Below are 12,683 nucleotides of genomic sequence, written 5' to 3'. Positions count from 1 at the left end.
ATACCGCGCCATTGACTGTTCAAACCAAGGAGAAAAGGTATGCCCTATGTTCACATTCGCGTGACTGACGATGGCGTCAGCGCGGCGCAGAAGGCTGAATTGATCGAGCGGACCACGCAAATGCTGGTGGATGTGTTGGGCAAGAACCCGGCCAGTACCTTTGTGGTGATCGAGGAAGTATCGACCGATAACTGGGGGGTGGGTGGCATCTCCGTGACCGAGCAGCGGCGCCGGGCAACCGATCGTCGGTGAGCGGAACCGGTCCGGTCGGGGTCTTGTCGGGATGACGCGAGCCTGGGTCCCGGTGGCCGGTCCGCTGCCTGGAGTCCGAAACAGAACACCCGGCGGTGCCGGCCGCCGGGTCAAAGGGGATGCGCTTGGCGTGTTGCCGTCATCCCATCCGCGGGGCTTCGGGTCAGGCCGCTTTCCCCTGTTCCAGGGGATCGGTGCCGCTGGCCGCGTAGGCCGCAGCGAGATCCGTCGAACGGGTCAGCAGGTACTCGAACGCAGCGAGCGCGGCCTTTGCACCCTCGCCCATGGCGATGACGATCTGCTTGTAGGGCACGGTCGTGACGTCCCCGCAGGCATAGATGCCGGCCTCGGAGGTTTCGCCCTTCTCGTTGATGACGACCTCGCCGAAGCGGGTGCGCTCCACCACATCGGCCAGGAAGTCGCTGTTGGGCACCAGGCCGATCTGGACGAAGACACCATCCAGGGCGAGGCTGTGCGGTGTGTCGGTGGCGCGCTCGACGTATTCGATGGCCGTGACCTTGCCACCCTCGGCCTTGATCGCCTTGGTCGCGACGTTCTTGAGGATGCGGATGTTGTCCCGGGCCAGCGCCTGGTCGACCAGCACCTTGTCCGCCTTGAGTTCGGGCAGAAACTCGAACACGGTGACCGACTTGACGATGCCGGCAAGGTCCAGCGCCGCTTCGATGCCGGAGTTGCCGCCGCCGATGACCGCGACGTCCTTGCCCTTGAAGAAGGGGCCATCGCAGTGGGGGCAATACGCGACCCCGTTGCCGATGTTCTCTTTCTCCCCCGGAACGCCGAGCTCGCGCCACTTGGCGCCGGTGGCCACGATCAGGGTCTTGGTGTCGATCTGCTCGCCCGAGGACAGCGTCAGGCGCTTGATCGGTCCCTGGGTCACGTTCAGCACCTTGAGGTGTTCCTTGACCGTGACCGCGTACGCGTTGAGGTGCGCCTGCAGGGCGCCGGTGAGCGCGGGGCCGGTGGTCTTGGGCACGGAAATCAGGTTCTCGATGCCCATGGTGTCCTTTACCTGGCCACCCATGCGGTCAGTGATCAGCGTCACGGCGAGGCCCTTGCGCGCGCTGTAGATGGCGGCGCTCACCCCAGCTGGGCCGCCGCCGACCACCACCACGTCCTGCAGGGGCAGGCGGGCTGTGGGCGCGGACTCGGCGATCTGCGGGTAGCGCTCGACCAGCCGGTCGATGAGTTCAGCGGCGGTGACCTTGCCGTTGGCGAAGACTTCGCCGTTCAGGTACACAATCGGCACCCCCTGGATGTCGCGCTCCGCGATGACGTCCTGGAACAGGCCACCGTCGATCATCTCGGTGCGGATGTTCGGGTTGAGCAGCGCAAACTGGTTGAGCGCCTGCACCACCTCGGGGCAGTTGTGGCAGCTGAGGCTGACGAACACTTCAAAGTGCAGCGCCTCGCTGATTCGGCCGACCATCTGCTGGAGGGAGTCGTCCAGTTTGATGGGCGTGCCCGAGGCCTGCAGCATGGCGAGCACCAGCGAGTTGAACTCGTGCCCGCTGGGGATGCCCGAAAAGCGGATGCCGGTGTCTTCGCCGCCCGCCAGCAGCGCGAAGCTGAGGGGGCTGCGCAGACCGGGCAGGTCTCGCTCTTCAAGCGTGATTTTGTCGCTGACGCTGGCGATCTCGGCCAGAAACTGCGCCAGTTCGTCGCGTTTGCTGTGCGCGCCGGTCTGCAAGACGAACGTGACCGGCCTTTGCATGTTCGCGGCGTAGCCTTGCAATGCTTGGAGGATGTCTTTCGATAACATGGTTCGGTCCTTTGCCGTGCTTGCGTGGGCGGGTCGAGCGGGGTGCGGGCCGGCGCCCACACCCCCCCCTTTCGGACTAGATCTTTCCGACCAGGTCGAGCGAAGGCGCCAGGGTGGACTCGCCTTCTTTCCAGGCCGCCGGGCAGACTTCGCCCGGGTGGGCGGCAACGTACTGGGCCGCCTTGAGCTTGCGCAGCAGGTCTTCTGCGTCACGGCCGATGCCCTCGGCGGTGATTTCCATCGCCTGGATGACGCCGTCCGGGTCCACGATGAAGGTGCCACGGTCCGCAAGGCCCTGGCCTTCGCGCATCACGTCGAAGTTGCGGGTGATCTCGCCGGTTGGGTCGCCGATCATGGTGTACTGGATCTTGCCGATGGTTTCAGACGAATCGTGCCAGGCCTTGTGGGTGAAGTGTGTGTCGGTGGAGACCGAATAGATTTCCACGCCGCGCTTCTGGAACTCCTCGTAGTGGTCGGCGAGATCGCCCAGCTCGGTCGGGCAGACGAAGGTGAAGTCGGCGGGGTAGAAGAAGAAGATCGACCACTTGCCTTTCAGGTCCTGATCGGACACTTCGATGAACTCGCCCTGTTTGAAAGCGGTGGCCTTGAAGGGTTTGATGGCTGTGTTGATCAGCGCCATGGTGCACTCCTTTCTCGGTGGGTTGGAAAAGCGTTGTTGTGACTCTCGATCCTAAGCATGCCCCGTTCATATGTAAATTGAATTAAAATTATCATGACGTTCCAAAATATAGAACGCAAGATGATCAAAAGGGGTCCGGCATGGTTTCCATCAAACAGCTCCATTACGCCTTGGCGGTGGAAAAGACGCTGCATTTCCGCAAGGCCGCCGAGCAGTGCAATATCAGCCAATCCGCCCTGAGCACCGCGCTCAACGAACTGGAAAGGCAGCTTGGAGTGCAGATTTTCGAGCGCGATAACAAGAAGGTGCTGGTGACCCCGCTCGGCCGGCAGGTACTGGCGCAGGCCCGCAAGGTGATTCTGCAGGTGGACGAGCTGCAGCATCTGGCCCAGAGCCAGAAGGATCCACTGAACTTCCCGCTCTCGGTCGGCCTGATTCCTACCATTGCGCCGTTTCTGCTGCCCCGGATGATGCCCTTGCTCAGCGCGCAATACCCAAAGGCGCAGCTCAACATCGTCGAGGAGCAATCCCAGATGTTGGTGGACATGGTGCGCCAGGGCGAGATCGACACGGCCATTCTGGCGCTGCCGTTCCCGGTCGACGGCCTGTTGACGCTGGAATTCTGGCAGGAGGATTTCTACTGGGTGACGCTGGCCGAGGATGTCCACGCACACCAGAAGGAAATCACCAGCGACGAGTTGAACCACAGCAATCTGATGCTGCTCAAGGAAGGGCACTGCCTGAAGGCGCACATTCTCGATGCCTGCAAGCTTTCCGGGCAGACTGCCAACCACGGCTTCGGCGCCGCCAGCCTGAATACCTTGGTGCAGATGGTATTGGGCCGGCTCGGGACGACCCTGATCCCGGAGATGGCGCTGGATCAGCTGATTTCCCAGAACAGCGCGCTCTCGGCGGTGCATCTGAACGAGCCTGGTCCCCACCGGCGTATTGCCTTCGTGATTCGGCCCAATTACACCCGCACCGCCAGCATCGAGGCGCTGATGGCGGTGTGCAAGGCTGCGTTGCGGCCATCGCCGCGCGCGGCCGCGTAACGTGGCGCCGCGCCCGACCTGTGCTATCGCAGCAGCAGGGTAGGGATGGTGGCTGAACGCAGCAGATCGGCGGTCTTGCTCCCGAGGATCAGCCGGCGCAGCACCGAATGACCGAAAGCGCCCATGACCAGCAGGTCGATCGATTGTTCCTGAACGACGCGGGCGATCACGGTTTCGGCATCGCCGGGGACCCAGGCCGGCGTCACCGCAAAGCCCGCAGTCTCCAGTCTGGCGTGCGCCCAATCGAGTTGTCGCGGTGCATCGGCACGCGGCTTGCCGGACATCAGCAGGTGAATCGGCAGGCCGGCAAACAGCGGACTGGCGGCGATCATCTCGACCCCCCGGCGGGTCACGCCGCTGCCATCGAAGGCGATCATCACCCGTTCGGGTGGCTTGAAGCCCTCGGTGACGGTCAGCACCGGCCGGCGCAGCGCGCGGACCACCCGCTCGACGTTGCGGCCCAGATCGCGCCGGGTGGCCTCGGCCGATGCGCCGCGCCGGCCCAGCACCATCAGCCGGACTTGCGCCTGCTGCTCGCGCAGGGTGTCTTCGAGCTCGCCATGGCGCTGGCGCACGTCGACCTCGGGACAGCCCGCCGCCAGGGCGCGTTCGCGCAGTTGCTTCAGGAAGATGCGCCCCTGTTCGCGGGTGCTGCGGGCGCGCTGTTCGTCTTCGGTGGAAAGCTGGGTCAGCAGGTGCTGCTGAGCGTCGATACCGATGGTTCCGCTGTGATCATCGCCGGTGCTGCGCTCAGGGTGGCGGTCGATCACATGGAGAAACTCCAGCGGCGCATTCAGCCTGTTCGCCGCCCAGGCGGCGTAGTCCGCCACGTGCACCGCGAAGCGGGACCGGTCGACGCAGGCCAGAACCTTGTTCTGCGGATCTATCACGGCGCGTCCCTCAGTGGTCCAGCAGGAAGTCGTCGGCACCATCCTTGTCGTGGATAGCAAAGCGGTCGACCAGGGTCGCGCTGGCTTCGTTGAGCCCGATCACTTCGACCTCGGTGCCTTCGCGGCGGAACTTCAGCACCACCTTGTCCAGGGCGCTGACGGCCGTGATGTCCCAGAAATGCGCCCGACTGACGTCGATGCGCACCTGTTCGATCACTTCCTTGTAGTCGAAGGCGTTGATGAAGCGCTCGGCGCTGGCGAAGAAGACCTGGCCGAAGACTGTGTAGGTCCGCGCATGTCCTTCGTCTTCGGCGAGCGAGGTGATGCGCAGAATCTGGCCGACCTTGTGCGCAAAGAAGAACCCCGAGAGCAATACGCCGGTGAGCACGCCCATCGCCAGGTCGTGTGTGGCCACGGTGACGGCCACGGTGGCCAGCATGACCACGCTGGAGCTCTTGGGGTGGCTGCGCAGATTGCGGATGGACGACCAGTTGAAGGTTCCGATGGAGACCATGATCATCACGGCCACCAGCGCCGCCATCGGGATCTGGCTCACCCAGGTGTCGAGAAACACCACCAGCACCAGCAGGAAGAGGCCGGCGCAGAACGTCGACAGGCGTCCGCGCCCGCCGGATTTCACGTTGATGACGGACTGGCCGATCATGGCGCAGCCAGCCATGCCGCCGATGAAGCCGCTGGCGATGTTGGCGACGCCCTGCCCGACGCATTCGCGGTTCTTGTCGCTGCGGGTATCGGTGAGGTCATCGACGATGGTGGCCGTCATCAGCGATTCGAGCAGCCCCACGGCCGTGAGCGTCAGGGCGTAGGGGAGGATGATCGCCAGGGTTTCCAGGGTGAACGGCACGTCCGGCAGCAGGAACACCGGCAGGCTGTCGGGAAGCTCGCCCATGTCGCCCACGGTGCGGATATCCAGATCCAGCGCCAGGGCGACGCCGGTCAACACCACGATGGTGACCAGCGGTGAGGGAATGGCCTTGGTGAGGTAGGGGAGGCCGTAGATGATGCCCAGGCCAGCGGCGGTCATCGCATAGACGTGCCAGGTGACATCGATGAGTTCGGGCAGCTGCGCCATGAAGATGAGAATCGCCAGGGCGTTGACGAAGCCGGTGACCACCGAGCGCGAGACGAAGCGCATCAATGTGCCGAGGCGCAGCCATCCCGCAATGATCTGCAGCACACCCGTCAGTACCGTGGCCGCAAGCAGGTACTGCAGGCCGTGTTCCTTGACCAGGGTGACCATGACCAGCGCCATGGCTCCAGTGGCCGCCGAGATCATCCCCGGACGGCCCCCGACGAACGCGATCACCACCGCGATGCAGAACGAGGCGTAAAGCCCGATCTTGGGGTCGACACCCGCGATAATGGAAAACGCGATGGCTTCGGGGATCAGGGCCAACGCCACCACCAGACCGGCAAGCAGATCATTGCGAACGTTGGACAGCCAGTCCTGTTGGATCGACTTGAGCAAGGTGGGCTCCTTGGCTTGGTTTCGGACGGCCCCGGTTCTCGCAGCAGTGGTGTCCAGGCGGAAGATGACGGGGCCGGGAAGCCGCGCAGTGTCGGCTGGTGTGGGCCGCCGTGCGCGGCGCGCGGCAGCCCCGGCTGGCAAGGGCAGGCGCCGTTGGTGATCGAGGACGGGATGCGCTGAAAAACCGCGCATTCTAGCGCCTGCTGGTCGATGCGGCAAACGGCAGCCCGCGCTGGCGGCAGTGCTTCCGGACGTGTTGCCGAGAGTCACCTGCGACCGGTGTTTGACCCCGGCGGGCGATGGCCATGGCCCACCGAAGTACGCCAGTGCGCCAGGGTCCATCCGGGCGCCCCGCCCGCGCCCCGATCCCCGGTGGTTCTGTTCAGAGGGCTCGGGGTGCCGATGCGGGGTCTCAGTCGAGGCTCAGATGTTCCGGCCTTTGCCTGTACCTACGGCGCTGTAGTGACCGAAACGGTACTTGAACGGCGTGCGCCGCAAACGAAGTCCGATCGTATGCGTCATCCCGCCGAACAGCCACTCGAGCCCGGTCTTGATTCGGCCGTCCTGCTCGAAACGGCGCATGTTGATAATCGCGCGCTGCTTGCGCAGGACCCCGAACTTGCCGAACCGACTGCAGTGGGCGAGGTATTTCAGATCTTCGGCAAAGTTTAGGGTTTCGTCGTACCCGCCGGTTTTCGCGTGCAGGTCGCGCCGCACCCAGAAGCCTGATGCACCCGGCGCGGTGGGTTTGATGTATTGCAGGATCGAAATCCAATGATTGAACGCCTTGACGATCAGCCGGCACAGCCGGTCATCGTTTCCGGCGCGCATGTAGAAGGTGGCCACCGCCAGAACTCTTTGGCGGATCTCGGTCATGGCGACTTCGAGGTAGTCATGGGGAACACGAGCATCGGCATCGAGAAAAACGAAATAGTCGCCCTGCGCCGCCGACGCGCCGGTATTCCGGGCGAGTGAAACGCCGCGCTTCGGTGCCGTCACCAAGCGCAGGCGCGGATCGGTCTGCGCGCGTTCGGTCACGACGGCCGCTGTGCCGTCGCTGCTTCCGCTATCGCAGACAATGATTTCGAAGTGCGGGTAATCGTTGTCCAGCAGATCATCGATCAGGCCATCCACGACGCCTTCTTCATTCAGGCAGGGAATGATGACGCTGATTGAGGGCAGATCGCTGATTCTTCCACGTAGTGGCATTGACGCAGGCGTCGGGATCTTCGGCTGAAGCCTCCTGGCGGGTTGGGCGGCCATATTGAAGCCTCCATAGAGAAGTGCTGGTTGAGTATCGCGACAAGCGCGTGCGCGACGTTCGCTTCATCTCTGATGGCCTGATCGCTGTCTCATGTCGTGCGGCACGATACTTTGGGTCGTATTGGGTACTACGCAATAACCCTGCCAGTCAACGGTATCGACAGGTCACTCAATTCTAGGTGAATCCCCGCGTATTGCTGTTAAGGGACCATGAACGTCCAAAGGATCAATGTCGGAAAGGGCTTCGAACTCAATGGGATGGACGGCGGCGTGCCCCGCTGGCGTGTTGTGGCCCCTGGCCGGGGGGCGCACTGATCTGGTACGGATGCCTCATGGATGCCCTGTGCGCGGACTGTGGCCGGCGATCTTCGCAGGCATGCTGTGCTGCCAAGCCCGGAACAGCGCCCGAACCTGCCTTCCGGCGGCGACGCCCGCCATCGAAGCGGCGTACCTGAACCCTGGGCGGCGGGGGCCGTCGTTCCGTGTTCCGCCCCTCGGGCGGGGTGCTGACCGAGCCCATCGGGGCGGCCGGATGGCCTTCGATTCGGTATGGTGGTTGCTCGGTCGGACGGACACGTCCGGGTTCCACCGTGTGCACGGCGGGGACGTGGAAGGCGCCGTCGCGCTGTGGGACGGCGGGATGGGCGTCGGTGATCCCAGATGCCGGCGCGCTGATCCACGGAATGACGGCCGAAACGGCCGAGCCGTCGCATCGGCGTTCCGGACCAGCATGCGTGCGATGGTGCGCCGTGGTCCGGCCAGCCGGATTTTCGCAGGACGGCGGATCGATGATCGGGAGGGTGCGGTTGCAATCGAATGCGGATGCGGCGATGGGTCCAGGGCGGGAGAGTTCCCACGAACCCCAGCTGACACTGCGCGCGTTGGTCACGGGCATGGTGATCGGCGGCGTGCTCGCGCCATGCAACATCTACACAGGTCTCAAAATCGGGTGGAGCTTCAACATGTCGATCGCGGCCGCGCTGATCGGCCTGGCGTTGTGGCGGCTCATGGAAGTGTTCGGCGTGCGCCGTTTCGGCTTGATGGAAAACACCATCAACCAGACCGCCGCATCGGCTGCCGCGGCCATCGTTTCCAGCGGCCTGGCGGCGCCCATCCCAGCGCTGGCACTGGTGAACGGGACGCAACTGTCCTGGGCCTGGCTGGCCTGCTGGCTGTTCGTGGTGAGTTTTCTCGGCGTGATGGTGGCGGTCGGGCTGCGCCGTCAGATGCTGCTGCGCAGCGGCTTGCCATTTCCGGCCGGCATGGCGACGGCCCAGACGCTGCGCGAGATCTACAGTCACGGCGCCGAGGCCACCGCGCGGGTGCGGGTACTGTTCGCGAGCCTGACGCTGGCAGCGGCCCTGAAGCTCGGGCAGGAGTTTATGTTTACGGTGTCCCGCTGGTCGCCGACGCTGACTTTGCCGGGGCGCAGTGCGAGCCTGCACAACCTCGGTTTCGCGCTGGACCCGTCGTTGCTGATGATCGGTTTCGGAGCCATCGTGGGGCTCAAGGTTGGTCTGTCCCTCCTGCTGGGCGCACTCATCGCCTGGGGGTGGATCGGCCCATGGACCATTGCCCGGGGCTGGACCGAGCCGGGTGCGCCGGAGGCGGTATGGTTCGGGCCGATGGTCGAATGGTTGCTGTGGCCGGGCGTGGCGTTGATGGTCAGCGCGTCGCTCACGACTGTGGTCGCAGCCGGGTGGCATCGGCATCGTCGCCGGGAACCGCTTGCCGGGATCGAGACGGCCGCGGCGATCGGGGAGGTCCCGGCGGCCTGGTTCAGGTCGGGCGCGGTCATCGCCGGGCTGATTTCGGTGGTGGCCCAGATGGCGTTGTTCGGTATCGCCCTGTATGCCGCGGTGATCGCCACGCTGCTGGCCTTCGGACTGGCGATCGTCGCAGCGCGGGTGGCAGGCGAAACCGGCATCACACCCATCGGCGCCACCGGCAAGGTCACGCAGGTGTCCTTTGCGGTGATCACCCCGGGCAACATCAGCAACAACCTCATGGCCGCCAACGTGACCGGCGGCGCGACCGATCAGTGCGCCGACCTGTTGCACGACTTGAAGGCGGGGATGCTGCTGGGCGCCGCGCCGAGATTCCAGGCAATTGCGCAGTTGTTCGGTGTGGCCACCGGCGCGCTGGTGGGTAGCGCCGCTTACCTGCTGTTGATTCCCGATCCGCACAGCATGCTGCTGACACCCGAGTGGCCCGCTCCGGCGGTCGCCACCTGGAAAGCCGTCGCTGAAGTCCTGCAGGGCGGCGCAGGGTCCTTGCCGCCCGGCAGTGTCTCGGCGCTGATTGTTGCGGCAATTGCCGGTGTGGCACTGGCTTTGATCGCCGAGCTGGTGCCGACGTGGGGGCGGTGGATGCCGAGCGGTTCCGCGATGGGACTGGCCTTCGTGATCCCGGCCTGGAATTCGGTGTCGCTGTTTCTCGGCGCGCTGATCGGCGCGGCGCTCTCCCGCCTGGCGCCGCACTGGGCGGCGCGCTTTCTGTTGGCGATTGCTGCCGGCCTGGTGGCCGGCGAAAGTCTGGCCGGGATCGCGGCTGCGGCGAGCCGGTTGCTGCGCGGCGTGTGATCGTCCGCGACACATTCAAGACGCCGTATCCGGCGCACCCCGTCGATCAGGACACGGAAGGCCTTACACAGCAGACGCACGCTGGTGGGCAGTCCATTGGGATCGCGCGAGTTGTTCTGGGCCAACCGTAAGGCCCGCAGATCGTGGGTAACTTCCCCGACATCGTTCGTGTTGCGGACGGCGACTTCCGCTGCCTCATCGAGGCCGGTCGGTCAATGTGCCTGCGGACCTTCAATTCGCGAGGTGAGCAGGGCCGTCTTACGGATGGTGCTATAGCGCAGCCAGTCAACCGACGGCATCAGCCACGACACGCCGCGGACAGGCGGGCGAGAGCCGGCTCGGCCTGATGATTCAGATTGGGAAATGCCTCGGGAGCCTGTGGAGGATTGGAGGGCGGCAGCGGATGCGGAACGAAGGCCTGTACCGCGTTGTCCTGCATCGTCGAGATGGCGTCAGTGTCTTTTGTTCGCTTCATGGTCTAGCTGTCATTGATGGGACCTTTATGTATGAGATCGTCCGTTAATACCAGTCGCGAGCGGTACAGCAGCCTTTGCTCAGAGGCCTCGCCGTCAGCCTACACCGGCCTGCGAGGGCATCTTGAGAGTCGCCGGGCGGTACCGCCGCAGAATCGGCTTCTTGCGCGGTCGGTCATGGCCGCTTCCGCATCGCGTACTGCCGGTCTGCACAGGCAAACAGCACGAACGCTTTCATGGCCGGCACCTCAGCCGCGCCGGATTGACCAGCCGGATTGACCGCCCACGCACTCCCACAAAGCGAGTCGATCACATCGCGCAACGCGACGATCAGAGTGACCAATGCGTCGATAGCGTACTTGACGGCGGTATCCGGTTCCGAGGCCCGGACATGCAGCGGCGCGACATCCATCCGTCGCGGGTTGAGATCACTCATCACGCGGGCTGCAGCATCACCCAACGCAACATCGGCCGTCCGGCCGTTCATCTGCGCGCGTTCGCGCGCCCGCGCAGCGGCCTGCGTGCGCATGATCTGGCTCGCCATCTCGCCCCATCGCGTGATGGGGTCGGCCATCGCCTGATGCCTGTGGCCGGTCAGCTTGTTGATGTTCGAATAGCGCCCGCCGGGGTGCGCGGAATCGTCCAGGAAGCCCAGGATCCCAGTGGGCAACGAATCGGCCTGAAATCCATTCAGTGCAGACACGTTGCGCGCGGCGTAAACGGCCTTTGCGGCGTCTAAGAGGGCGCGAAGCTGGTGCCCGTAATCCTCGACGGTCTTGCTGTCGGGAGGAGCCAGCTGGTTGCGCGCCATCTGGTCGAGGACCAAGACCAGCTTCAGCACCCGCTCGAAGCCAATCGACAGTTCGAAGAACGCCGAACAGAACAACCCCTTGTTGTCGCCCAGATTGGCGTTGCGTCGCCCCGTCAGGCCGTCGCAGAGTCAGGCTTGGGCCAGCAAGCCCTCTTGCTCCAATCGGTATCAAGTCGGGCTGAATTGCATCAGGTTGATTCGCCCTCGTTCAGCGCCGCCGTGACCTGGTGTTGGCGTATTTGCCATCGGCGGCAGTTATTCGAGAACGACGAATAACCGAGGCCCCTCATGCGCCTGAATGCCCCGGCTGCCACGACGCAGAAAGCACCTCACTGGTCAAGGGCTGAAACTGGATGGTGTGACGTCCAAGGCCTGAACCATGCAACATGGCAAGACGCGCGATGGCAGACCGATCGACAAGGGCCACATCGACAAGCTCCTCAGTAACCGAACCGGCCTCGGTGAGTTACGGCACAAGGGCCAGTGGTACCAGGCCGAGCATCCGCCCATCGGCAGCCGCGAGCTGTGGAACAGTGTCCACGCGATTCTGGAGATGAATGGCCGAGTCCGGGGCAACACGACGCGGGCCAAGGTTCCCTATCTGCTCAGAGGCATCGTGTTCGGAAACGACGGGCGGGCACTGTCGCCCTGGCACACCACGAAGAAAAATGGCCGGCGCTATCGGTACTACGTGCCCCAGCGCGATGCCAAGGAGCATGCAGGAGCGTCGGGCTTGCCGAGACTGCCGGCCGCAGAACTCGAATCGGCGGTGCCCGATCAACTGCGCGCGATCTTGCGCGCGCCGAATCTACTCGGCGACATGCTGTCGCAAGCGATCAAGCTCGATCCAACCTTGGACGAGGCGAAGATCACCGTGGCCATGACTCGGCTCGACGCGATTTGGGATCAACTTTTCCCGGCCGAGCAGACCCGGATCGTGAAACTGCTGGTCGAGAAAGTCATCGTGTCACCCAACGACCTCGAAGTGCGGCTGCGCGCCAACGGCATCGAACGCCTGGTGCTGGAGCTGCGCCCCGAACCGGTAGAGCAACGAGAGGAAGCACTGGCATGAGCGGCATCCGCATCCAGAAAACTGGCGAGCCGGACATCGTTGAGGCGAGTGATGGCCGGCTGACCCTGTCGGTACCGATCCAGATCAAGCGCCGTAGTGGCCGCAAGCTGGTCACCTTGCCGAACGGCGAAACCGTGCCGGTCAGACCGTGGGATGTGGCACCGACATCCATCCAACTGGCGCTGGCCAGGGGCCACCGCTGGCTGGCCATGCTGGAATCGGGGGAAGCAAAGTCCTTGAAGGAGATCGCCACGCGGGAGGGCATCGACAACAGCTACGTCAGCCGTATGGTCAACCTGACTACGCTGGCGCCCGATATCGTGGCGGCCATCCTGGACGACGCACTTCCGAACCACATCACGCTGTTCGATCTGGCGGT

12 protein-coding genes are annotated in these 12,683 nt (G+C 64.2%); 5 read left to right on the top strand and 7 right to left on the bottom strand.

All coding sequences use genetic code 11. The features are described 5' to 3' along the window. Positions 1–39 precede the first annotated feature (39 nt). On the top strand, positions 40–252 hold the full coding sequence (locus E4680_RS08485) for a tautomerase family protein (RefSeq protein WP_135281982.1): 213 nt from the start codon (positions 40–42) through the stop codon (positions 250–252). A 163-nt stretch (positions 253–415) separates the two neighbouring features. On the opposite strand, the gene ahpF is transcribed toward E4680_RS08485, so the two are convergent. Both ahpF and ahpC read right to left on the bottom strand, forming a co-directional pair. Continuing rightward, complete coding sequence (gene ahpF / locus E4680_RS08480; RefSeq protein ID WP_135281981.1) at positions 416–2,032, bottom strand: alkyl hydroperoxide reductase subunit F; 1,617 nt, start codon at positions 2,030–2,032, stop codon at positions 416–418. 76 nt (positions 2,033–2,108) lie between these two features. Then, positions 2,109–2,672, bottom strand: coding sequence for an alkyl hydroperoxide reductase subunit C (ahpC, locus tag E4680_RS08475; RefSeq protein WP_135281980.1), 564 nt, complete (start codon positions 2,670–2,672; stop codon positions 2,109–2,111). A gap of 140 nt (positions 2,673–2,812) precedes the next feature. Between ahpC and E4680_RS08470 the strand changes: the two genes are divergently transcribed. Continuing rightward, complete coding sequence (locus tag E4680_RS08470; protein WP_135281979.1) at positions 2,813–3,724, top strand: hydrogen peroxide-inducible genes activator; 912 nt, start codon at positions 2,813–2,815, stop codon at positions 3,722–3,724. Between the two features lie 23 nt (positions 3,725–3,747). Here the strand turns inward: E4680_RS08470 and E4680_RS08465 are convergent, their stop codons facing one another. The 3 genes from E4680_RS08465 to E4680_RS08455 form a co-directional block, all read right to left on the bottom strand. After that, entirely contained in the window at positions 3,748–4,614 is an 867-nt protein-coding gene (locus tag E4680_RS08465; RefSeq protein WP_479688845.1) for a universal stress protein, read from the bottom strand. A 10-nt stretch (positions 4,615–4,624) separates the two neighbouring features. Then, on the bottom strand, positions 4,625–6,103 hold the full coding sequence (locus tag E4680_RS08460) for a SulP family inorganic anion transporter (RefSeq protein WP_135282064.1): 1,479 nt from the start codon (positions 6,101–6,103) through the stop codon (positions 4,625–4,627). A 423-nt stretch (positions 6,104–6,526) separates the two neighbouring features. Next, positions 6,527–7,366 carry a glycosyltransferase family 2 protein gene (locus E4680_RS08455; RefSeq protein WP_135281977.1) on the bottom strand — a complete coding sequence of 280 codons (840 nt, stop codon included), beginning with the start codon at positions 7,364–7,366 and terminating at the stop codon, positions 6,527–6,529. Between the two features lie 806 nt (positions 7,367–8,172). On the opposite strand from E4680_RS08455, the gene E4680_RS08450 reads away from it, so the two are divergent. Then, the gene (locus tag E4680_RS08450; protein WP_240696160.1) at positions 8,173–9,948 is read left to right on the top strand and encodes an OPT family oligopeptide transporter; all 1,776 of its coding nucleotides are present in this window, start codon (positions 8,173–8,175) and stop codon (positions 9,946–9,948) included. A gap of 298 nt (positions 9,949–10,246) precedes the next feature. Here the strand turns inward: E4680_RS08450 and E4680_RS14065 are convergent, their stop codons facing one another. Continuing rightward, positions 10,247–10,423: a hypothetical protein gene (locus E4680_RS14065; RefSeq protein ID WP_167792451.1), complete on the bottom strand. Its 177-nt coding sequence runs from the start codon at positions 10,421–10,423 to the stop codon at positions 10,247–10,249. A gap of 173 nt (positions 10,424–10,596) precedes the next feature. Beyond that, complete coding sequence (locus E4680_RS08445) at positions 10,597–11,262, bottom strand: hypothetical protein (protein ID WP_135281976.1); 666 nt, start codon at positions 11,260–11,262, stop codon at positions 10,597–10,599. 349 nt (positions 11,263–11,611) lie between these two features. Between E4680_RS08445 and E4680_RS08440 the strand changes: the two genes are divergently transcribed. Both E4680_RS08440 and E4680_RS08435 read left to right on the top strand, forming a co-directional pair. Then, positions 11,612–12,304 (top strand): recombinase family protein, encoded by a 693-nt coding sequence (locus E4680_RS08440; protein ID WP_205688838.1) that lies wholly within the window; start codon positions 11,612–11,614, stop codon positions 12,302–12,304. Next, positions 12,301–12,683: LacI family transcriptional regulator (locus E4680_RS08435; RefSeq protein ID WP_135281975.1), on the top strand; the 383-nt coding region annotated here is incomplete at its 3' end. The genes E4680_RS08440 and E4680_RS08435, both read left to right, overlap by 4 nt.

It is taken from the genome of Candidatus Macondimonas diazotrophica, assembly GCF_004684205.1.
GTDB classification, from domain to species: Bacteria; Pseudomonadota; Gammaproteobacteria; order UBA5335; family UBA5335; genus Macondimonas; species Macondimonas diazotrophica.
The sequence above is the reverse complement of the archived record's forward strand: the minus strand, read 5'-3'. Positions and strand labels throughout refer to the sequence as shown.